The organism is Gordonia sp. McavH-238-E, assembly GCF_022348225.1.
GTDB lineage: Bacteria > Actinomycetota > Actinomycetes > Mycobacteriales > Mycobacteriaceae > Gordonia > Gordonia terrae.
Genome location: NZ_JAKRFE010000008.1, coordinates 35,315 through 57,903 on the forward strand (window position 1 = coordinate 35,315; position 22,589 = coordinate 57,903).

17 protein-coding genes are annotated in these 22,589 nt (G+C 70.0%); 5 read left to right on the top strand and 12 right to left on the bottom strand.

From position 1 onward, the window contains the following. Nucleotides 1–2: 2 nt before the first annotated feature. The gene (locus tag MHN80_RS13455; protein ID WP_239402245.1) at nucleotides 3–1,742 is read left to right on the top strand and encodes a hypothetical protein; all 1,740 of its coding nucleotides are present in this window, start codon (nucleotides 3–5) and stop codon (nucleotides 1,740–1,742) included. Here MHN80_RS13455 and MHN80_RS13460 read toward each other — a convergent pair. Further along, nucleotides 1,690–2,859 (bottom strand): glycosyltransferase family 4 protein, encoded by a 1,170-nt coding sequence (locus tag MHN80_RS13460; RefSeq protein WP_004023753.1) that lies wholly within the window; start codon nucleotides 2,857–2,859, stop codon nucleotides 1,690–1,692. The genes MHN80_RS13455 and MHN80_RS13460 overlap by 53 nt on opposite strands. Before the next feature lie 63 nt (nucleotides 2,860–2,922). Between MHN80_RS13460 and MHN80_RS13465 the strand changes: the two genes are divergently transcribed. Further along, entirely contained in the window at nucleotides 2,923–3,702 is a 780-nt protein-coding gene (locus MHN80_RS13465; protein WP_239402246.1) for a class I SAM-dependent methyltransferase, read from the top strand. Nucleotides 3,703–3,775: 73 nt separating this feature from the next. On the opposite strand, the gene MHN80_RS13470 is transcribed toward MHN80_RS13465, so the two are convergent. The 8 genes from MHN80_RS13470 to MHN80_RS13505 all read right to left on the bottom strand — a co-directional run bounded on the left by MHN80_RS13470 (nucleotide 3,776) and on the right by MHN80_RS13505 (nucleotide 14,080). Further along, nucleotides 3,776–4,582, bottom strand: a complete 807-nt coding sequence (locus tag MHN80_RS13470; protein WP_239402248.1) for a hypothetical protein — start codon at nucleotides 4,580–4,582, stop codon at nucleotides 3,776–3,778. A 55-nt stretch (nucleotides 4,583–4,637) separates the two neighbouring features. Then, nucleotides 4,638–7,184 carry an ABC transporter permease gene (locus tag MHN80_RS13475; protein WP_239402472.1) on the bottom strand — a complete coding sequence of 849 codons (2,547 nt, stop codon included), beginning with the start codon at nucleotides 7,182–7,184 and terminating at the stop codon, nucleotides 4,638–4,640. 21 nt (nucleotides 7,185–7,205) lie between these two features. Further along, a complete protein-coding gene (locus MHN80_RS13480; RefSeq protein WP_101820766.1) occupies nucleotides 7,206–8,021 on the bottom strand; it encodes an ABC transporter ATP-binding protein in 816 nt (271 codons plus the stop codon). Between the two features lie 82 nt (nucleotides 8,022–8,103). Continuing rightward, nucleotides 8,104–9,111, bottom strand: a complete 1,008-nt coding sequence (locus MHN80_RS13485) for an esterase-like activity of phytase family protein (protein ID WP_239402250.1) — start codon at nucleotides 9,109–9,111, stop codon at nucleotides 8,104–8,106. Nucleotides 9,112–9,188: 77 nt separating this feature from the next. After that, on the bottom strand, nucleotides 9,189–11,015 hold the full coding sequence (locus MHN80_RS13490; RefSeq protein WP_239402252.1) for a phosphoenolpyruvate carboxykinase (GTP): 1,827 nt from the start codon (nucleotides 11,013–11,015) through the stop codon (nucleotides 9,189–9,191). Nucleotides 11,016–11,229: 214 nt separating this feature from the next. Then, nucleotides 11,230–11,628 carry a DUF6802 family protein gene (locus tag MHN80_RS13495; RefSeq protein WP_239402254.1) on the bottom strand — a complete coding sequence of 133 codons (399 nt, stop codon included), beginning with the start codon at nucleotides 11,626–11,628 and terminating at the stop codon, nucleotides 11,230–11,232. A gap of 5 nt (nucleotides 11,629–11,633) precedes the next feature. After that, the gene (locus tag MHN80_RS13500) at nucleotides 11,634–13,205 is read right to left on the bottom strand and encodes a hypothetical protein (protein ID WP_239402256.1); all 1,572 of its coding nucleotides are present in this window, start codon (nucleotides 13,203–13,205) and stop codon (nucleotides 11,634–11,636) included. Continuing rightward, nucleotides 13,202–14,080, bottom strand: coding sequence for a hypothetical protein (locus MHN80_RS13505; RefSeq protein WP_239402257.1), 879 nt, complete (start codon nucleotides 14,078–14,080; stop codon nucleotides 13,202–13,204). The genes MHN80_RS13500 and MHN80_RS13505 overlap by 4 nt, the downstream gene beginning before the upstream one ends. 234 nt (nucleotides 14,081–14,314) lie before the next feature. On the opposite strand from MHN80_RS13505, the gene trmB reads away from it, so the two are divergent. From trmB to MHN80_RS13520, 3 genes are all read left to right on the top strand, one after another. Then, nucleotides 14,315–15,106 carry a tRNA (guanosine(46)-N7)-methyltransferase TrmB gene (trmB, locus tag MHN80_RS13510; protein ID WP_239402473.1) on the top strand — a complete coding sequence of 264 codons (792 nt, stop codon included), beginning with the start codon at nucleotides 14,315–14,317 and terminating at the stop codon, nucleotides 15,104–15,106. Then, nucleotides 15,099–15,770: an NYN domain-containing protein gene (locus MHN80_RS13515; protein WP_004023764.1), complete on the top strand. Its 672-nt coding sequence runs from the start codon at nucleotides 15,099–15,101 to the stop codon at nucleotides 15,768–15,770. The genes trmB and MHN80_RS13515 overlap by 8 nt, the downstream gene beginning before the upstream one ends. Nucleotides 15,771–15,994: 224 nt before the next feature. Continuing rightward, complete coding sequence (locus tag MHN80_RS13520; RefSeq protein ID WP_239402259.1) at nucleotides 15,995–19,240, top strand: MMPL family transporter; 3,246 nt, start codon at nucleotides 15,995–15,997, stop codon at nucleotides 19,238–19,240. 60 nt (nucleotides 19,241–19,300) lie between these two features. On the opposite strand, the gene MHN80_RS13525 is transcribed toward MHN80_RS13520, so the two are convergent. The 3 genes from MHN80_RS13525 to MHN80_RS13535 are packed head-to-tail and all read right to left on the bottom strand — an operon-like array spanning nucleotide 19,301 to nucleotide 22,541. After that, nucleotides 19,301–19,978: a response regulator transcription factor gene (locus MHN80_RS13525; protein ID WP_064572022.1), complete on the bottom strand. Its 678-nt coding sequence runs from the start codon at nucleotides 19,976–19,978 to the stop codon at nucleotides 19,301–19,303. After that, nucleotides 19,975–21,210 carry a MacS family sensor histidine kinase gene (macS, locus tag MHN80_RS13530; RefSeq protein WP_374206354.1) on the bottom strand — a complete coding sequence of 412 codons (1,236 nt, stop codon included), beginning with the start codon at nucleotides 21,208–21,210 and terminating at the stop codon, nucleotides 19,975–19,977. The genes MHN80_RS13525 and macS overlap by 4 nt, the downstream gene beginning before the upstream one ends. Then, nucleotides 21,207–22,541: an AI-2E family transporter gene (locus MHN80_RS13535; protein WP_239402261.1), complete on the bottom strand. Its 1,335-nt coding sequence runs from the start codon at nucleotides 22,539–22,541 to the stop codon at nucleotides 21,207–21,209. The genes macS and MHN80_RS13535 overlap by 4 nt, the downstream gene beginning before the upstream one ends. Nucleotides 22,542–22,589 lie beyond the last annotated feature (48 nt).

The following is a 22,589-nucleotide window of genomic DNA, read 5'->3' on the forward strand; positions in this document are numbered from 1 at the left end:
CGGTGACTTCCCGCCGACTGCTGCCGGCCCTGTACGGCACCAGCATCGGTGCGACCGCGGTGATCCTGGCGCCGCTGCTGCCAGGGCTGATCGGCATCGGCGACCGGTATCTGCTGTATCGCGATACGGTGTCCACGCCGCGCACCCACGTCACGGACACCACGCTCGGGATCGGCGACCTACCGCCGCGCGCCGTCCCGCAGGACTGGTTCCTCGCCATGGCGAGCACCGTCGTCGACGGCGGCATCGTCGTGCTGGCGGTTCTCGCCGCGGCCCTGGTGTTCGCCGGTGTCGGCTACGGACGGCTGGCGGCCCGGCTGGTCCCGGACGCCGGACGCACGGGTGCCGCGGCCGCCGCGCTCGTCGCGGTGTGGAATCCCTATGTCGCCGAACGGCTCCTGCAGGGTCACTGGAGTCTGCTGGCCGGGTTTGCGGCACTGGGGTGGATTCTCGTCGCGGTCCTCGACCTGCGGGAACGCCCCCCGCGGGGTGAGCCGGCAGCACACACCGCCCGACTTCTTCAGCTGGGCGGGCTGTTCGCCGTCGCCGGGCTGACGCCCACCGGTTCCGTCCTCGCCGGAATCGTCTTCGCGACAGCGCTTCTGGCACGACCGATCGGGCTGCGACCCACCGCCATCGCCGTCGCGCTCTGGGTCCTCAGCGCCCTGCCCTGGTTGCTGACGTCCCTGATCACCGACGCCCCGACCACATCGGCGGCCGCCGGGGTCGAGGCGTTCGGCCTGCGGTCGGAGCCGTGGCTCGGGCCCGTGGGCACGGTCGGGTCACTGGGCGGGATCTGGAACGCCGACGCGGTGCCGGCGAGCCGGACCATCGGATGGGCCGCGGTGGCCACCATCTGCCTGCTCCTCGTCGTCGCGGTCGGCGCCGGCCACCTGTGGCGCCGTCGCCGGCAGCTCGATCCGATCGTCCGCGCCATCGCCGTGCTGGCGTCGGTCACCGCGATCCTGTTGCTGCTGAGCACCTTCGGACCGGTCCGGGCCGGACTGGGGTTCGTCGTCGAACACGTCGGTGGCGGTGGCCTCCTCCGCGACACCCAGAAGTTCTCGGCGCTCCTCGTCCCGGCGGTCGCGGTCTGCGTCGCGGCGGCCGTGGCGGCGGCGAGGCGGCGTGTCCCTTCGGGATTCGCGTTCGCCGCGGTCGCATTGCTCGTGGTGGCACCGCTCCCCGACCTCGCGTGGGGAGTCGGTGGTGCGGTGCGCGCGATCGACTATCCCGACGAGTGGCGGCAGGTCGCCGACATCGTCCCGCCGGCACGCGGTTCGGTCGCCCTGTGGCCGCCCGGCACGGTCCGCGAGTATCCCTTCGCACGCGATCCGTCCCTCGATCCCGCCGCTCGGATGTTCCGCGCGCCGGTCGTCGAATCCGGTGAGCTCCGGGTCGACGGGGAAGTGATCGATCCCGCCGGAGAACACGCCGCAGCCGTGACGCGGGTACTGGAGTCCGGCGGGTCACCGGCCGCGCTCGCCGCGCTCGGCGTCGGGTGGGTGCTGGTCGAGAACGACGATCCGCCTGCGCAACTCGCCGCGTCGGGGCACATGGTCTTCGACGGGCCGTCGCTGCGGTTGTATCAGGTGACCGGCCCGGCGGATCGATCCGCCGACGACGCCGACCGCGCGATCGCGACCGGCGCGCACCTCGCATGGGCCGCGCTGCTCGTCGCGGGCCTGATCAGCGCCGGCGTCGGCGTGGCGCGGACGACACGGCGTCGAACGTCGCCATGAATCCGTCGCACGTCGCCGACCACGAGTAGCGACTCGCCTTGGCTTGCGCGTTCCGTCCGAGCCGGCCCGACTCATCCGGGTTGTCGATGAGTTTCCTCGTCGCACTGGCGAGTTCGTCGACACCGTCGACCAGCAGCCCGGTGTGTCCGTCGTCGATCGAGTCGGCGAGTCCGACCGCACTGCGATAACCGATCGTCGGGACACCGTGCTGAGCGGCTTCGACGACGGCGAGGCCCCATCCCTCCTTGCGCGACGGCATGAGGTGGACCCGGGCCCGGGCGAGGAGTTCGTGCTTGCGTCGTTCGTCCACGTGGCCGTGGAACGTGACCGCCCCGGTCACCGCGAGTTCGGCTGCGGCACGGTGCAGTTCGTCCGACCACCAACCGCCGCCGATGACATCGAGGTGGGCGTCGACCCCGTCGCGACGCAACCGTGCGAGCACGGTCAGCGCGTCCTCGACCTGCTTGTGCGGAACCAGCCGCGACAACACGCAGAGCCGAACCGGGTCGTCGAACATGGCGTCGCCGGCGCGATCGGGCGCCTCGATGCCCTCGGGCAGCGGATCGATCCCGTTGCGCACGACCGCGATCCGCTCGGCGTCCACCCCGAGTGCGACGAGCTCGGACTTCGACGGCGCGGAGACGGTGACGTACCGATTGCGACGATGGATCCGGGGCGACACCCGCGACTCGAGAAACCACCCGATGTGGCCGAGGAGGCGACCGGCCACCGGCCACTGCTCACGGTGACAGTGGTGGACGAGGACGACCGTCGGCGCCGGCGACACCAGCACCGAGAAGAACGGCACACCGTTCTGTGTGTCGACGACGACGTCCGGTCGGCACCCCGCCAGCGGTCCCAGACCGAACCGACCGCCGAGGATCGTCGCGAGCATGCGCGGATACACACTGATGCGTCCGCCGGCACGGATGAACCGCATGCCGTCCCGCTGCTCCTCGCGGACGGACCCGGGGTAGGCGGAGGTGAGGAAGGTGACGGTCGCGCCGCGTCGGGCCAGTTCGGCGCCCACGCGTTCCAGATAGGTCTCACTGCCGCCGCCCTGGGGGTGGCGGGTGTCCCGCCAGCACAGGAGCAGGACGTTCGACGGTGCGCGCATTGTCGGTCAGCCTACCGACCGGAGGGTGAACGCCGGTACCCGCCGCACTAGAGTGACCCGACGATGACGACTCCACTCTCCGGTGCGCGGATGGCCCGGCTCGCCACCCTGCGCCGCGCCGCGGGACTGCTGAACGACTTCCGCTTCGAGCAGTCCGATCCCGCGCGGTTCTACGGCGCTCTGGCCGCCGACACCGCGAGCATGGTCGAGGCGTTCGTGCCGGATCTCGCCGGCGCCGCTCCCGACGGGGCGGTGGTCCTCGATGTGGGCGGCGGCCCCGGGTACTTCGCCGACGCCTTCCGCGCCCGGGGCGCCCACTACGTCTCCGTCGAACCCGATCCCACCGAGATGCACGCGGGCGGGCTCGAGCATCGCGGGTCGGTCCGCGGATCGGGCCAGGCGCTCCCCTTCGCCGACGGTTGCGTCGACGTGTGCCTCTCGTCGAACGTCGTCGAACACACGCCGACCCCGTGGCAGATGGCCGACGAGATGCTGCGGGTGACGCGCCCCGGCGGCGTCGTCATCATCAGTTACACGCTGTGGTGGGGACCGTTCGGCGGTCACGAGATGGGCCTGACGCACTATCTCGGCGGCCATCGGGCGGCCCGGCTGTACACCCGACGCCACGGCCACCCGCCCAAGAACCTCTACGGCACATCGCTGTTCGCGGTCTCGGCGGCCGACGGCCTGCGCTGGGCCCGTGCGGCAGCCGGCAGTGGCCGCGCCGAACTCGTCGCGGCGTTCCCGCGCTACATCCCGCGCTGGATGTGGTGGGTCATGCGCGTGCCGGTGCTCCGCGACGTCCTCGGCACCAATCTGGTGCTCGTCCTGCGCAGACGCTGAGTTCCGGTTGCGCTCGGTCCACTGCTGGTTGAGCCGGGACCGAGCGAAGCCACCTCCGCACCCGGTGCCCGGACTACTCCGCAGCGAGGTCCGCAGTGCAGTTGAGGGTGCCGCCCTGGCTGGTGGCGGCGGCGAGCTGTTCACCGTCGGCGAGGATGGCGCACGACACCGGGCCGCGAACCACGATGGCCGACAGGCTCGCGCGGGTCCCCTCGAGTTGCACCCGCTGGGACCACGGCGACCCCGTCGCCGGGATCACGGTCGGTGACCCCGGGCCACGACGGAACGTGAGCGCGACGACGTCGCCGTTCCCGGTCAGCTGGTAGGTGATGGTTCCGGAGCGCTGCGTCGTCGTCGTGGTCGACGTCGTCTCCTCGGTGGTCGTGGTGCTCGACGGCGTCGTCGCGCTGGTCGTCGCCGGTTCGCTCGACTCGGTGATCGACGACGATGCCGCGCTGGTGGAATCACCATCGCCCGAGCGGGTCACCAACACGACGACCAACCCGAGCACCACCAGCGCGATCAGGGCGGCCAGCGCCAGCCCGATCGTCCGCCCCTTCGATCCGGACCCACGGGGCGGCTCACCACCGGCCGGCGCGTCGTACGGCGAGGACGCGTACGGCGCACCGCCGGCGTACTGGGGATCGGCGTACTGGGGATCGGTGTACGGGCCCGGATACGGCTGCCCACCCTGGTGCGGTTCGGTGTACGGACCCGGTTGGTGCGGCTCGGTGTAGGGGCCGGGATAGGGCTGCCCGGGCTGCTGCTCGGTGTAGGCCTGCGACGGCGGCGCCGACGGGTCGAAGTCCGGGTCGAACTGCCGGGTCTCCGGCGGGTCGTTGCGCGGATCGTTGGGATCGCCCTCAGGTGGTCGGGTCATGCGGACGATTCTGTCATCCGCGGATCGGTCCCGACCCGACCACCACGAACCTGCGTCAAATGTCGGCGATCGCTTCGAGCGGTCCGGTGCGCGCGGCACGAACGGCCGGCCACAGGGCGGCCAGCACGCCGACGATCGCCGACGCCACGAGAGTGATCACGATGAGCGACCACGGGATCACCGGTGCGCCCAGCCCCCATTCGGCGAGCGTGCGTACCAGCGCGACGCCGATGACGGTCCCCAGCAGCACCCCCAGGACGGCACCGAAGATCGAGATCAGCACCGACTCGAGATAGATCGACCGCCGGACCTGGGCCCGGACCATGCCGATCGCCCGCAACATCCCGATCTCCCGTTTGCGTTCGACCACCGACAGCGCGAGCGTGTTGATGATGCCGAGCACCGCGATCAGCAGGGCCAACCCGAGCATCGCGTACAGCGTGCCGAGCATCTGGTCGATCTGCGACGAGATCTGACCCTTGAACTGGTCACGGTCCTGGATCTGGACCGTGAGGTATGCGGCCGTCGCCTCCTCGAGGTTGCTGCGCAGGGTGTCGAGATCGGTGCCCGGGGCAGCGTTCACGAATAGCGTGACGTTGACCCGCGCGAAGGGCGGGACCAGTTTCTCGTAGACATCGGGACCCACCACCCACGGTTGCAGCGCCTCGTTGTCGGCGTAGACGCCGGCGATCGGAACCCGGACCTGATCGCCCGTCGCGGAGGTGAACGTGACCACGTCGCCTCGCTTCCAGCCGTTCGACTTGCCGGTCCGCTCGCTGATGAGCATCCCGTCGGCGGGCAGATCCGACGACGCGCCGTCCTGCATGTCCATCACGGTCACGCTGTTCAGCGGTCCGCCGAGCGCCGAGAAGCCGGTCTCCGACTTGTCGTCGACCTTGGCCTGGACGATGCCGAACGACACCACCTCGGCGACACCCGGCACACCGTCGATCGCCCCGGTCACCGCCGGCGGCAACGGCGACTGGTTGGTGCCCGCGACGATGTAGTCGGCGGTGATACCCGCGTCGACGGCGTCGTCGACCGTGCCCTTGAACGACTGTCCGAGGGTGCCGATGATCGCGACCAGCATCAGTCCGAGCGTGAGCGCGAACGCCGTCGCGGCAGAGCGACGTGGGTTACGGACGGCGTTGGTCCGGGCCAGGCGACCGATCATGCCGAACGGTGCGCCGATGACGCGGCCGAGCACGCTGACGAACGGGCGGGCGATCGCCGGGCCGATGAGGACGGCCGACAGCACCGCACCCGCGGCGCCGGCACCCACCGTGACCGCGGGGCCCGCTCCTTCGCCCATCGCACCGATGACGATCGCGGCGATCGACGCGACGCCGATGACGGTCCCGAGGATGGTGCGGTTGCGCAACGAGGCCGACCCCTCGGCGGCCGATGCGCGCATCGCCTCCACCGGCGGCACCCGGGCAGCTCTCGCCGCGGGCACCCACGCGCTGACCATCGTCACCACGACGCCGACCAGGATGCCGGCCAGGATCGCTTCCGGACCGACGGCCAGCTCACCGTCGGGCAGGCCGGACGTCGCACTGGTGATCGCCTTCAGACCGGCGGCCAGCGCGATACCGATGGCGAGGCCGAGGGCGCCGCCGAGCACGCCGACCACGAATGCCTCGAACAGCACCGACCGCGACACCTGACGCTGGCTCGCGCCGACCGCCCGGAGCAGTGCGAACTCCCGGTTCCGCTGCGCGACGATCATCGAGAACGTGTTGTAGATGATGAAGGTGCCGACCACGAGACCGATCGCGGCGAACGCCAGCAGGATGTATTGGAAGATCTGCAGGAACTCGTTGACCTGCGCCTTCTGGTCTTCACGGACCTGATCGCCGGTGCGGACGTCGTAGAGATCCGCGTCGGCGCCGAGCGCGGCGATGATGCGTTCCTGCAACTGTTCCGGGGTGACCCCGGCGACGGCCGACATGTCGACGACCCCCACATGCTGACCGTCGGTGAACAACCGGGCCGACGTCGCGGCATCGAACTGCGCGTTGACGTAGCCGCCGGTCGAGCTGGGCGCGTCGACGAGACCGACCACGGTGACCTCGAGCGGTGTCGATTCGCCCTGGCCGACGACGACCTTCGTCTTCGACCCCACCGTCAGGCCGGCGGATTCGGCGGCCGACGTGTTCAACACGATCTCGCCGGCGTTCTCGGGGCCGCGCCCGCCCGGCAGGATCCGCGACTCGTCCGGGTCGAGGGCCTCCGCGGGCGGGATGTAGGTGCTGCCGACGCTCGGGGCGCCACCGGTCTGGATGGCCTTGCCGCCGGAGTCGGCGACCGTGATCAGGCCGTTGTTGTTGACGACTAGCTTGTCGATGCCGAACTGCGCGCGCTGATCCCGAAGTTGATCGACGATCGAGTTCGGCACTCCCGGTGACTGTCGGTCGGCGGGGGTCACCTCGACGGCCACGCCCTGGGCCGCGCTGTCGAAGATGTCGTTGAACGCCTTCGAGATGGACCCGGTGAACACCATCGACCCGGCCACGAAGGAAGTGCCGAGGACGATCGAGAAGAGCGTCAGGAAGAGTCGGAGCTTGTGCGCGCGCAGGTTTCGGAGCGAAACCCGGCGCATCACCGAGGAGGAGGCCACGGCTCAGTGCGCTCTGGCGGTGTCGGGCGCAGGCACGTTGTCCAGGTTCTTCATGACCTCGAAGACGTCGTCGGCGGAGGGCCGCGAGAGCTCCTGCACGATCTGGCCGTCGGCCAGGAACACCACGCGGTCCGCATACGACGCGGCGCGCGGATCGTGGGTCACGATGACGACGGTCTGCTTGAACTCGTCGGTCGCCGCCCGCAGGATCGACAGCACCTCGCCGGAGGACCGGGAGTCCAGGTTGCCCGTCGGCTCGTCGCCGAAGATGATCGACGGCTTGCCGATCAGCGCGCGGGCACACGCCACGCGCTGTTGCTGACCACCCGACAACTCACTCGGAAGATGTCCCAGCCGGTCGGTGATGCCCAGCCGGGCCACCACGGCGTCGAACCATTCGGTGTCGACGGTCCGGCCGGCGATGTCGACCGGCAGCGTGATGTTCTCTTTCGCCGTCAGTGTCGGCACGAGGTTGAACGCCTGGAAGACGAAGCCGATGCGGTCGCGACGCAGCATCGTCATCGCCTTGTCCGACAACGCGGTGAGATCGGTGTCGCCGATGAACACCTTGCCGTCGCTCGCGACGTCGAGGCCGGCGAGGCAGTGCATCAGGGTGGATTTGCCCGACCCCGACGGCCCCATGATGGCGGTGAACTCGCCCTCTCGGAAGGAAATCGAGACACTCTTCAGGGCCTCGACGGCGGTGTCGCCGACGCCGTACCGCTTCGAAAGGTTGTCGGCTCCGGCAGCCACCGCATGCTTGGGCGCCCCGGAATCATCGCCACCGTCGTCTCGAGCGGCCACATCAGTCGTCGTCATGCCATCAACCGTGCCAAATCCTGCGCCGGTTGGCCATCAGGTATGACCCTGACCCCACCCTGAGGGCCAGTGACCTTGGGCACTACTTCGGGATCTGGACCTCGAAGGAGTGCACCCGGTTGGGCGATCCGACGTTCTCCGACACCACGAGGAGGGTGCGGGTGCGGGTCTTGGCGAACGGGTTGTCGGGGTGCCAGTTGCCCCAGGCCAGACCGGACATGTTGCCGGTGAGCAGACGCGGGGTCGCGACCGTGGAGAAGATCCGACGCTTGGTCATCGCCTTCTCGCGCCCGCTCAGCTTCTTCTTGTTCGTCACCGAGGTGGCACCCCGGGTCGTCGTCCAGAAGATGTTCGCGAGGTTGCCCGGCCCGCGTTCGAGCACGAGGAAATCGGTCGAGTTGACGGCGAGCACATCGGCGGCCACCTTGTTGGCGTCGGTGCGGTAGACGAACTCGCGATTGCTCTTGCCGAAGGTCAGCAGACGGGCCGACCGCGCGGCGTCCTGCCGGAGTCCGCCGGCCGTGAGGACGCTGACCTGCCCCTGGGGCCCGACGGCCGCGCCGGTCAGCCCGCGCTGGCCGGCCAGACCCGACTTCGGCGACGGGCGCCATGCCGACGGGAGGGGGAGGTCGCGGATGACCTGCCCGATGGGGCCGATCTGACGGACGAACTGGTTGTTGCCGCCGCTGACCACGGTGTAACCGCCGGCCGACTGCCGGATGCCCTCGAACTGGGCCTGGCCGGGCAGCAGCGGGAGGAACCACGGGCCGAGGACGGTGCCGCCGCCGTTGATCCGCGGTTGCCCGACAAACGACGCGTTGACCGATGTGTAGCCGATCGAGGCGGTGAAGAAGCGCGCAGGCAGCACGTCTTCGGCGATCAGCACGTAGCTGCCGTTACCGGTCCGGTCGATTCCGGAGATCCGGTTCACCGTGGGGAGGCCGTCGCCGATCGTCGTCGAATCGGTGAAGAACGCCGACACACCCGCCCCGGAAGGCGGTGTCGCCGAAGCCGGTTGGACTGCGATCGGGGAGGCCAGACCCAACACGCAGGCACCGGCGATCGAGGCGCCCCACACACGTAACTTCATGAGGGGCACGATACCTCAACCGTCACTTCTGACCCATCTGTTCATTCGGCCTCGGACCGCGGACTGCAGTGCGGGTGTCAGGCCAGACGCTGCTTCAGGCCGTCCAGTTCGTCACGCAGTGAACTCGGCAGCTTCTCGCCGACGAAGTCGAAGAGCTCCTCGATCGACGGGATCTCCTCGCGCCACTCCTCGGGCTTGAAGGCGAGCGCCTCGGCGACGTCCTCGGCCGGCACGTCCAGGCCGCTGACGTCGATCGACTCGGGCTTCGCGACGATGCCGATGGGGGTCTCGATGCCCTCGGCCTCACCCTCGATGCGCTCGATGATCCACTTCAGCACGCGGCTGTTCTCGCCGAATCCGGGCCACAGGAAGCGCTTGTCGTCGCCGCGGCGGAACCAGTTGACGTAGAAGACCTTCGGCAGCTTGGACTCGTCGGCGTTCTTGCCGATGTTCACCCAGTGCTGCAGGTAGTCGCCGACGTGGTAGCCCATGAACGGCAGCATCGCCATCGGGTCGCGGCGCACCGTGCCGACCTTGCCCTCGGCGGCGGCCGTCTGCTCGGAGCCGACGGTGGCGCCCATGAAGACACCGGTCTGCCAATCGCGGGCCTCGGTCACCAGGGGCACGGTGGTCTTGCGACGGCCACCGAACAGGATCGCCGAGATCGGCACGCCCCTCGGGTCATCCCACTCGTCGGCCAGCGACGGGCACTGCGAGATCGGGGTGCAGTAGCGCGAATTGGGATGCGCGGCCTTGTGATCGGACTCCGGGGTCCAGTCGTTGCCGAGCCAGTCGGTGAGGTGCGCCGGCGCCTCACCGTCGATGTCCTCCCACCAGATGTCGCCGTCGTCCGTGCGAGCAACGTTGGTGTACAACGTGTTTCCGGCTTCGATGGTCTTCATCGCGTTGGGGTTGGAGTCGTAGCTGGTGCCGGGGGCGACGCCGAAGAAACCGAACTCCGGGTTGATCGCGTAGAGGCGGCCGTCGTCACCGAAGCGCATCCAGGCGATGTCGTCGCCGACGGTCTCGGCCTTCCAGCCGGGGATGGTCGGCTGCAGCATCGCGAGATTGGTCTTGCCGCAGGCGCTCGGGAACGCCGCGGCGATGTAGTAGACCTTGTTCGCCGGGCTGGTCAGCTTGAGGATCAGCATGTGCTCGGCCATCCAGCCCTCGTCACGGGCGATGACCGAGGCGATGCGCAGTGCGTAGCACTTCTTGCCGAGCAGTGCGTTGCCGCCGTACCCCGAACCGAACGACCAGATCTCGCGGGTCTCCGGGAAGTGGGTGATGTACTTCTCGGTGTTGCAGGGCCACGGGACGTCGGCCTGGCCGGGCTCGAGCGGCGCGCCGACCGAGTGCAGCGCCTTCACGAAGAAGCCGTCCTCACCCAGGATCTCCAGGACGCGGGGTCCGACGCGGGTCATGATCTTCATCGACAGCACGACGTACTCGGAGTCGGTGAGCTCGACGCCGAGCTTGGGGTCGTCGGAGTCCAGGGGGCCCATGCAGAACGGGATCACGAACATCGTGCGACCGCGCATGCTGCCGCGGTAGAGCTCGGTCATCGTGGAGCGCATCTCGGCGGGGTCGACCCAGTTGTTGGTGGGGCCGGCGTCCTCTTCGGCCTCCGAGCAGATGTAGGTCCGCGACTCCACGCGAGCCACGTCGGCGGGATCGGAGCTGGCGAGGAACGAGTTCGGCTTCTTCTCCTCGTTCAGCTTGACCAGGGTGCCGGCCTTCACGAGGTCGGCCGTCAGGCGCTCCCACTCCTCGTCGCTGCCGTCCGACCACACCACCCGGTCGGGCTGGGTCAGCTCGGCGACCTCGGCCACCCAGGCCAGCAGTCCCGCGTGCTTCGTCGGAGCGCTACTCGGGTCCAGTCCGGGAATGGTGGCTGCGGTCATCGTTGGGGCCTCCTCCGAGGTGGTGGCCGTTTGGAATGGCCACCTGTCAGGTCGTCTCGTCGTCCAGGATACGTACACCGAACAGGCGCTAGGTCACGGGGTTCGCGAGGTGCGGTCTACGCCACACCTGGGCAACAGATGACCAAAGTCCCTGGTGATCGCACGCGCTCCGGTCTCGGCGCGACGCGGACCGGTTCGAGGCGCGAGTCACCGGTCAGCCGATCCGTCCCGAACCGCCGGAGATCCACTCGCCGGTGTCCGGGTCGAGCACCGCGGAACGGAACTCGCCGTCCGCACCGATCTCGGTGATCTTGTCGACCTGCCCATCCCGATCGCTGTCCGTGTACACGGTAAACCCGTCGGGACCGTTGCGGGTCAGGGAGTCGTTGATCCCATCATTGTCGGTGTCGACCTCGGCGGGCCCGAGATCCCAGATCCGGCCGTCGTCATGCATCCACAGATGATCGTCGAGGTCATCGGCCGCGGGTGACTCGTGCAGCGCGGCCACCGACTCGACAGATCGGGTGTCGTCGGCGGCCCCCACCTCACCGAACAGGAACGACTCGTCCGGACGATCCGGTTCCGGGGCGTCGTCGGGGAACATCGGGTCCATCGGGATCACTGCTTTCCGTCGTCGTGGCCGGCTCGGGCGGCCGTGACCGGTCCGTCGTCCGGCCGTCGGTGCTCTGGGCGCTCGGGAGTTGTGGGGTCCTCGGATTCTCGTCCCGGATCGGATTCTCGTCCCGGATCGTCGCCTCGGGCGGGGGACGCCCACAGCCGTTCGGAGCGCGCCGCGAGGTCGCGGCGAACGGACTCGGCTCGCTCGCGCCGGACCCGGGCCGCGCGGACCTCGACCCCGCTGCGCAGCCGACGGATCTCCTCGTCGAGCCGCGCGATCTCCGCCGACACCTCTCGGCTGCGGCGTTCGTGGGCTCGGGCGATCTGCCCGGCGATCCGGGTCTCGGCCGCGGTGACGCGCAGGGCCAGCTGGTGATCGAGCGTCGCCCGCGCCTCGGCGAGGAACTCGGTGGCCCGCGCCGCCCGCTCGGAACGGTTCACCGCGGTCCGCCGGACGCGGATCACCCACGCCGCGACCGCCACGCCCAGGAGCAGGGCGAGCGGCATGCTGATCCACTGCAGCGTCTGGACCGACGCCATCGGTGCCACGACGAGACGTCCGACACCGAGACCGGTCGACGCGCCGATGACGACGAGCAGCGCGTCTTCGGCGCCCGCGCGTCGCACCCGGGTGCTCGGCCGCCCGGTGTCGAGGTCCACCGCGGGCCACGGCTCGTCCGGCGTCGGCTCGGCGTCCAGACCCACCAGCGCGGTCGCCCGCACGGCGTCGACGCGCTCGTCGGCACGCTGACGGATGCGGTCGGCGAGGGCTGCCCACCCGGTGCGGATCCAGGTGTCGTACTCGATGTCGGCGCTCGGAGCTCGGTCGACGGCGGTGGCCGACAGATCCCGCACCGCGGCCATGAGCTCCGCCGACGACTGGGACCGGACACGGGACAGGCCCGCGCGGACGGCCGCCAATCGATCCGCACGCCCCCGATCGCGGGTGGCGACCAGCCGCCGCCGGGTGGCCAGGAGGCCATCGGCGTCGGCCTGCGCGGACGCCAGGTCGTCGACGTCGGTCCCACCGGACCGGAGAAGATGCTCGACCGCGCCCAAGCCCGCCGCCATGCGGGCGCGCTCGCCGCGGAGCGCATCCGGCGCGAGGGTCACCTCGCGTAACCACTCCACGAGGGCCTCGACGCCCGACTCGTCCACTGCACCCCCGAGGGCCGCGACCGCGGACACCCCGAACAGCGGCAGCGTCGCGAACGGGTCGAGCGCGGCTCGGTGGGCACGCACGGTCCGCGGCCACTCCCAGAACGCGTCGATCTTGGTGCACACGATCGCGACCGTGCCCACCTGCGCACGCGCCTTCTCCACGAGGAGTCGCTCCTCGTCCCCGACCGCCGACGACGGGTCCACGACCACGAGGGCGGCACCGGCCGGGGCCGCACCCCGGGTGGCGCGGGCGACGATGTCGAGATCCGGGGCCGACGCGCGACAGGCCTCGACCAGCGTGCAGACACCCACCCCGTCGGTGCCGACGACCAGCACGCCGGAGCCGGTTCCGACGCGGTCGGCGTCGAACCCGGTCAGCTCGCGTGCGGCGTCCAGTGCGGTGTCGGTCATGGTGCGGCACCTGCCCCCGCGAGGAGTCGTTCGGCCCCGGCGCGGTCGAAGCCGGACGCGGCCGCCTCCTCCAGTCGGTTGCGCAGCTCCACTTCGCGCCAGTACCGGATGCGTGCGACACGCTCCCTGATCGGTCCCGCCAGATCGGGCACCCCGGAGGCGCTCTGCAACGCCCGGCTCAGGTCGGTCGCGGTGGCGGCGACGGGCGCGCCGGACTGGATGAGGGCGAGCGCGGTGTCGATGCCGTAGGCGTCGATCCGGCGCAGCAGTCCCTGCCGCAGGAGCCGTTCGTCCGAGCCCGGGCGCCCGACCAGGAACCGGCCCGCCATGGACGGCATCCCGACACCCGCGGCCGTCATCGTCGTCAGCGCCGCGAACTCACCGTCGTCGAGGTCGGCGCAGGCCAGCAGCTGCGAGACGGGGTACACCGGCGTGCCGAGGGACGTGGCGCACGTCGATGCGACCGCGACCGCGGAGTCCCAGTCGCCGTGGGTGTCGGCCTTGCCGAGCACCACCAGCACGCGATCGGACGGAAGTGAGGAGAACAGTTCGTGGTCGGCCTGCCGGGGCAACCCGGCCAGGACCAGGAGCCACAGATCGGCGTCGGCGGCTTCCTGCGCGTCCTCGCCGGGCCCGATCACGCTGAGCGACAGTCGTTCTCGAAGCGCACGCACCATGGTGTCGCGCCCGGTCCCGGGCCGGCCGACCACCCGGACGTGGAGCGGACGGAGGAACCGTCGGCCCGCGACGGTCAGGATCGGTGCCAGCGGCGAGCTCGGCTCGACGAGGTCGGTGAGACGCCCCTGCTCGGCCGCGAGCGACAATTCGTCCCCGCCGCGCACGTCGCGCCACCCTCGGTTCACCGGTGCCCCCACCGCAGCCTCCTCGTCATCGGCCCCCTGCGCGTCACGCCACCGTCCGCGCGCACCGACGACCTCCGGGCCATCAGTACACGTGAACCGCGGCAGGGCCGAGACTAATCGGGATCCGCGCCGACGGCGGAGCCACCTCCACACCCCCGCCAGAGGCGGATCCGGCCCACGCCCGAGCCGGCCCGGATGCCCGTGACCGCAGCCGCAATCCGCCCGCGACTTCGTGGAAACGGCGCGATGCGCAACCATGGACGCGTGAACAACAGCCCCGACAGGTCCCGGTTGTACCCCCGCGTGACGAGCTTCCGCTTCCGCCGCGGCACGTTGACGACCGGTCAGCAGCGCAACTGGGAGACGCTGTGGCCGGTCCTAGGCCGCGACCTGGAGATCGGGCCCGAGCGGATCCCCGAGCCGCGACTCGACCTGACCGACCTGTTCGGGCGCGACGCCCCGAAGGTCCTCGAAATCGGCAGCGGGACCGGCATCTCGACCGCGGCGATGGCCGAGGCGGAGCCCGACGTCGACGTCCTGGCCGTCGAGGTCTACAAGCCGGGCCTCGCCCAGCTGCTCGGTCTCGTCGACCGCAACGGGCTCACCAACGTGCGCCTGATCCGCGGCGACGCCGCCATCGTCCTCACCGAACTCATCCCGTCGTCGAGCCTCACCGGTGTCCGGCTGTTCTTTCCCGATCCCTGGCCCAAATCGCGTCACCACAAGCGGCGCTTCGTCCAGACCGGCACACTGGAGCTGATCGCCGACCGTCTCATCCCGGGCGGAGTGCTCCACATCGCGACCGATCACGCGGACTACGCGGAATGGATCGCGGAGGCGCTCGCCACCCAGGACGCCGATCGCCCGCACGTCGTCCAGCTGACCCGCGAATCGCCGATCCTGCTGGAACGGCCGACGACGAAGTTCGAGGGACGCGCCGAGCGCGACGGCCGCTACGTCAGCGAGTTCGTGTACACGCGGCCCACCCCGCCGGTCAGCTCGACCGGCGACACCCCGACGGGAGCCCGCCATGAGTGACCACAGCCCGACCGGCTTCGCCGACACCATCGCCGGCCAGACCGGGACGCGCCGCATGCTGCTGGTGTGGGACGCGCCCAACATGGACATGGGTCTCGGTGCACTGCTCGGCGGGCGCCCGACCGCCGCACACCGCCCCCGATTCGACGCTCTCGGCCGGTGGTTGCTGCAACGGACCGCAGATGTGTCCGCTCTCACCGACGGCGGCGGCGCGGTCGAGCCCGAGGCCACCGTCTTCACCAACATCGCCCCTGGTAGCGCCGACGTTGTCCGGCCGTGGGTCGACGCGCTCCGAAATGTCGGTTTCGCCGTCTTCGCCAAGCCGAAGCTGTCCGACGACAGCGACGTCGACTCCGACATGCTCGACCACATCGAACTTCGCAGGCACACTGTGGGACTAGCCGGCGTGATCGTGGCGTCCGCCGACGGCCAGGCATTCCGCGAACCACTCCTCGACGTGGTCGGCGACGGCGTGCCCGTCACCGTCATCGGATTCCGTGAGCACGCCAGCTGGGCACTGAGCACCGAAGAGCTGGAGTTCATCGATCTCGAGGACATCCCCGGTGTGTTCCGCGAGCCGCTGCCACGCATCGGCCTGGACTCCCTGCCCGACGAGGGTGCGTGGCTCACGCCCTTCCGTCCGCTCAGCGCGCTGCTGCGCTGACCTGCGGCGTCGTCGTTCGGGGGTGTCACCGGACGGCTGTCGGCGACCCGTGGTCGGGCGTCGGCGTGGGGATGCCCGCGGGTGATCCGAGGCCGACGCCTCAGGGATCACTCAGGCAACACTGTCAGGATCTTTCGCAGAAACTGACAGAATCGCCACCGGCGCTCCGCAACGGCGGGCGACCAGAGTGCCCGACTCGTCGTCGTACACGAAAGGACATCAGCGTGTTCCGGTTCATCGGCACATTCGTCTATCGAATGCGCTTCCTCGTCATCGCGGTGATGATCGCGATGATGGCCGGACTCGGACTGTACGGTCTCGATCTCGGCAAGCACCTCAGCCAGAGCGGATGGTTCGACCCGACATCGGAGTCCGACACCGGTGCGCGGTACGCCGACCAGGCGCTGGGACGCGACCACACCTCCGACGTCATTCTGATGATCACGCCGCCCGAGGGCACCCGCGTCGACGACAAGGCCTTCGGGACCAAGGTGGAGACGTTCGTCGAGGACCTGATCGCGACCCATCCCGACATCGTCGGTCGCGCCGATCCAGGCCTGTACGACCCGTTCCTCGTCCAGCCCGCCCAGAGCACGCTGCAGGACCGGCTGTTCACCGAGGACGGCCGACACGCCTTCATCAGCATCGGCGTCGCCGGCAACGACGACACGACGGTCCTGAACAACTACAAGACCATCGAACCGTTCTTCGACGACATTCCCGAACGTTTCGATCTACCCGGTACGACCTTCGAGCTCGCCGGCCTGCAACCGGTCGCCGGTTCGATGGCCGAGGGCATGGACAAGGACATCCATCGGGCCGAGGTGCTCGCGCTACCGCTGGTGGCGATCATGCTGTTCTTCGTGTTCGGCGGCGTCGTCGCCGCCTGCCTCCCCGTCCTCATCGGCGGTCTGACGATCGCCGGTTCGCTGGGCATCATGAAGATCCTGGCGCTCACCACCGAGCTGAACATCTTCGCGCAGTCGGTGGTCACGCTGATCGGCCTCGGCATCGCGATCGACTACGGCCTGTTCATCGTGTCGCGTTTCCGCGAGGAACTCGGTGAGGGGTATTCGACGAAGGCCGCGGTCCGAAGAACCGTGATGACCGCCGGCCAGACGGTGGTCTTCTCCGCGACGATCATCGTCGCCGCCCTGGCGTGTCTGCTGATCATGCCGCAGGGCTTCCTCAAGTCCGTCGCCTACGGCGCGATCGCCTCGGTGTCCCTCGCCGCGATCCTGTCGATCACGGTCCTCCCGGCGATCCTGGGCATCCTCGGGCCCCGCGTGAACATGCTGTCGATCAGCACGATCATGAAGTACACCGCGGTGCCGCTGGCCCGCCGCTTCTCCGGCGACGAACGTGCCGCGGCGATCGAGAGCCGGTTCAGCGGCCGCATGAAGACCAGCCAGGAGGTCGAGAACGGCTTCTGGGGACGCCTCGCGACCTGGGTGATGAAGCACCCGGTCCGGACCGCCGTCCCGACCGTGCTCCTGTTGCTCGCGCTGATCATCCCGTTCGGCAGCATCCAGTTCGGCGGTATCAGCGAGAAGTTCCTGCCGCCGGACAACCCCAACCGTGTCGCGCAGGAGAAGTTCGACGAGTACTTCCCGCAGGAGCGGACCGAGGCCATCAAGCTCGTCATCGTCTACGACGAGTCGAGCCAGGCCGACCAGAACAAGCTCGACGCGATCGCCAAACGCGCCGACGAGGTCCCCGGCTTCACCAACAAGTTCAGCGACGCCGACAAGTCCGACTTCGGCTCCTTCGACGCCGAGCGGTATCCGAACGTGGGCGTGTACCAGGTGTCTGCGGGTCTTCAGGACCGGAACACCGCAGCCCAGGCGATCGAGCAGTTGCGCGCGATCGACACCGAGGGTCTCACCATGTACGTGTCGGGCACCCCGGCACTCACGCAGGACTCGATCGACGCCCTCATGCAGCGACTTCCGTTGATGGCGGTCATGCTCGTCCTGATCACCGGCCTGTTGATGTTCCTGCAGTTCGGCTCGATCGTGCTGCCCATCAAGGCCGCACTCATGACGGCCCTGGGCCTCGGTGCCACGCTCGGCATCCTCACCTGGATCTTCGTCGACGGCCACGGCGCCGAACTGGCCAACTTCACCCCGGGCCCGCTGTTCGCCGCCGTGCTGGTGCTGATCATCGCCATCGTGTTCGGCCTCTCGACCGACTACGAGGTGTTCCTGCTCTCCCGAATGGTCGAGGCCAGACAGAAGGGCGCGAGCACGACCGAGGCGATCCGCAGCGGCACCGCGCACACCGGCGGCATCATCACCGCGGCCGCCGCGATCCTCGTCGTCGTCACCGGCGCGTTCAGCCTGTCCGAGATCGTGATGATGAAGTACATCGCGTTCGGCATGATCGCCGCGCTGATCCTCGACGCCACGGTCATCCGCATGCTGCTCGTGCCGTCCGTGATGAAGTTGCTCGGCGACGACTGCTGGTGGGCACCGCGATGGATGCGAGTGGTCCAGCGCAAGATCGGTCTCGGCGAGACCGTTCTCGACGACGAACCCGACGAGCAGCGCGACGCCGGTGCGGGCGCCCGTCCGATGAGCGCGGGCACCGTGGTGGCCGAGGCCCCGACCTCGGTGATGGCCGCGGCTCGCAGGCAACCGGTCCCGGCGGGCGCCGTCCCCGGCCGGGGTCGGGCACCGGCCGGCACCAGTCGGTCCGCCGCACCGGCCCGGTCCGCTCCGGACCGACCGCTCGGCACCGCCCGCCCCGGACCGGTACCGGGCCCCCAGGGCGCCCCGGTGGGTCCGCCGACGACCACGGGACGCCCGAACCCCGGGCCGACCCCGCCGCGCACCCCGCCGGCTCGTGTCGGACCGTCCCCCGCGCCCACGGCGCCGAGTCCCGAACCGGCCGAACGCCGTCCCGCGACGCCGTATCGCCGCTCCGGGCTGTCGAAGAGCGACCGTCCCGACACCGGCGGCTGGAGTCTCGGTGAGGGCGGCATCCGACTCGGCGACGCCGCACCCCGGTCGGCAAACGGCGACCGTCCGACGGTCACTCCCCCGTCGGGCCCGCCGCGCGCGCCGGAGACCGGTGGACGTCCGAACCCGACTCCGACCCCTGGCCCCGTCCGCCCGACCCCGGAGCCGACCGGACCGCGGTCACCGCTCGGCCGGCGGCCCGCGCTCGACGAGACCGGCCGCCGCCCGCTCGCGGCGTCGGTCAGCCCGGAGACCTCGACCCCCTCGTCGCGCGGGCGTCGCAGCAACGGTCCGTCGCCGATGGAGCGCGGTCTCAGTGCCGACGCGACCCCGGCGGCCGCCTCGCGACCCGACGCGGGCCCCGCCTCGGGTGAACAGGACCGTCCGGCGGATGAGGCCACCCGGCGCCGTCGCCCCCGCACGGACCGGCACGCACGGTCCGACGAGACCGGTGACGACGGTCAGATCAGCGTGCAGGAGCTGCTGAAGCGGAGTCGCTCGCAGAAGTGACCGTTCGGTCGAATAGCGTTGGTACGGAACCGAACAGAGCGATCACGGCCTCGAGGGAGTTCACTCCTCCTCGAGGCCGTGTTCGATGACGTAGCGGGTCAGTTCCACCCGGTTGCCGAGCTGGAGCTTGCGGAGGGTTGCCTGGACGTGGTTCTCGACCGTTCGGTGACTGAGGTCGAGGCGCCGCGCGATCTGCTTGGCGCTCAATCCTTTTGCGACCAGACGCAACACCTCGGTCTCGCGCTCGGTGAGCACGGGCGCCGCGGGCGCGGCGTCGGGCTGCTGCGACATGCGCCGGTACTCGCCAAGCACCAGCCCCGCGAGCCCCGGCGTGAAGACCGCCTGACCGTCGGCGGTGGCGCGCACCGCCTCCACCAGCTCTTCCCGGGACGACGACTTCACCAGATAGCCACTGGCCCCGGCCTTCACGGCTTCGAGCACGTCATCGCGCTCGCCGGAGGCCGACAAGACGAGGATGCGCGTGTGGGGCGAGACCGCGAGGACCGCGGCCGTCGCCTCGGTGCCAGTGCCATCGGGTAGTTGCATGTCCATCAGCACGACGTCGGGCGTGACGGCGGCCGCACGCCGGCCCGCACTGCCCACACCGTCGGCGGTGGCGACGACGTCGAATCCCTCGTCGGCGAGATCACGGGCCACCGCCTCCCGCCAGATCGGATGGTCGTCGACGACCATGATCCGCAGCGGCGCCTGCTCTCCGTCACTCCGGCCTGCACTCATCCCGTTGCTCCCCTCGACCTTCCGCTCTCGTCCCGTGGGACCGTGAACTCCCACTCCGTGCCCGCACCCGTTTCGGTGTCGAGTCGCGCTGTGCCGCCGAGGGATTCGATCCGCCCGACGATCGACTTCGACACCCCGACGCGTCCCTGCGCGACCGCCTCGGCGAGCCTGCCGTCCGGGATGCCGATCCCGTCGTCGCGCACACTCACCACCACATCCGATCCCAGATCCTCCACCAGGATGTACGCACGCGCACCGGGACCGGCGTGATTGACCACGTTGTCGAGTGCGTTGACGACCGCCGCACGGATCTCGGCACCCCGATGCGCCGGGATCATCACCGGGTCGGCGGGAGCACTGACCGACACCCGGCCGTCGCCGAAGACGCGGAGGGCGGCGGCCAGATCGACGCTGCGTTGCGCGTCGGGGTCGCTTGCGACGGGGTCGTCGGTATCCGAGATCAGTCGACGCAGCGCTCGCTCCTGCTCCGCCGCGAGCCTGGCCAGTTCGTCTGTCGGACCGCCGATCTCGCGACCGCGTCGAGCGATCAGCGCCAGGACCTGGAGGACACCGTCGTGAACCTCACGCGAGAGCCGCTCGCGTTCCTCGGCGGCTGCCGCGATACGCGCGGCCCGCGACAGCTGCTCCTGGACCCGGCGGGCGTTCGCGGCCGCGAGTCCGACCGCCATGCCGGTCGCGACGATGACGATGATCGTGGCGTTGCGCCCGAAGTCGAGGTTGAGTTCGCCCTTGACGAAGGTACTGGTGCCGCCGACGATCAGACCCGCCACGATCCCGCCGACCGGGCCGGTGAGGATCGCGACCGAGATGACGGCGTTGGTGGCCCACAGGGTGGTGGGCCAGGTCTGGTTGTGCCACGCCCAGTCCGCGCCGGCGACATACGACGTCGACAGCATCAGCGCGCAGACGACGACCACCTCGGCGCCGACCCACACCCGGTTGCGCGCGAACCCGACGAAGTAGCCGATCCCGCTGAACAGCGTCCACGCGGACAGCAGACCGAAGAGCACCCAGGCGACGCCGCTGCGGTCGAGGTCGGGGTTGACGGCGATCTGGAAGCCGAGCGCATACAGGTACGACAGCAACCGGAAGATCTGCGCACCCCGCCACAGTGGGCCGACCGGATCGTGGTCGACGACCCGTGCCGGTCGGGCCGGTTCGCGCGTCCGGTCCGGCTCGGTGGCCGCACCCGGCAGCGGCCGGCGGGTCACGTCGCGCCGCCCCCGTCGCGGTCGGGTCCCGCCCGGTCCGGCCCGGTCTGCTCGCTCCGGGTGAGACCCGGCTCGGAATCCGCCTGGTCGCCTGGTTCGGCGTCCCGGCGCGAGTCGGTGCTCGACACCTCCTGCGCGAGCGTCTCGGCCGCCGCGTCGGGATCGTCGGTGTCCCAGACCGGCGGATCCGGCTCGGCGACGACCCCCGGGCGTCGGTCGTCGTGGGCGCCGTCGGCCTCGCTCCCCTTCAGACGCCGGATCGCGGTGTTGAAGAACGCGATCAGGGGCACGGCGAGCAGGCCACCGATGATGCCGGCCGACACGAGGCCGGCCGCGATGCCGAGCACCACCGCGACCGGGTGCAACCGCACCGACCGGCCCAGCAGGAACGGCTGCAGCACATGACTTTCGAGTTGCATGACGCCGACGACGATGGCGAGGGCGACGACTGCCGCGATCCAGCCCTGGGTCACCAGGGCCACCAGCACCGCCAGGGTGCCGGTGACCAGGGCGCCGACGATCGGGATGAACGCGCCCAGGAAGACCAGCGACGCCAACGGGAGCGCCAGGGGTACTTGCAGGATCGCGAGTCCGATGCCGATGCCGCACGCGTCGACGAAGGCCACCGCGACCGTCGCCCGGACATAGCCGACGAGGGTGCCGAACCCGGCGATACCCGCCTCCCACACCCGATTCCGGTTGGCCCGCGGGATCAGCTTGACGGAGAACTGCCAGATCTGGCCCCCGCCGTAGAGGAAGAAGATCAGCAGGAACAACGTCAGAAGTGCACCGGTGATGATCTCGGTGGCCGTGGTGGCCGTGGCCAGCGCGCCGCTGGTGACACGGTCCTGGTTGTGCTGGATGAAGTCGAGGGTGTCGGTGCCGAAGTTGCGCACCTGGTCCCGGTCGAGCCCCAGGGGCCCGTTGATGAGCCATTCCCTGGTCTTCTCGACGGTCACCCGAACCTGCTCGGCGAGTTCGGGGACACCGTCGATGAACTCGCGGACCACGAACGTCATGACCGCCGCGAGCAACCCGATCGCCAGGACGAGGTTGACGATCACCGCAAGCGACCGCGGCAACCCACGCCGGTCGAGTGCATCGACTCCGGGGACCAGCATGGCCGCGATCAGGATGGCGAGGGCGACCGGGACGAGGACCTCTTCGAACTCCCGGAACACCCTGGTGGCGACGTATCCCGCCGCGACCAGGAGCAGCAACCGCCACGCCCATTCCGCCGCCGCCCGTACCTGGGGGTGCACCTTGGCCCGGTCGATGGACGCAAGGTCGCGGACATCGCGCGGCCGCTCGGCTCGTTCGGCTTCGGTCACGACAGTCACACTAGACAGTGCAGGTGGCCGACGGGGGTCGTCATCGAC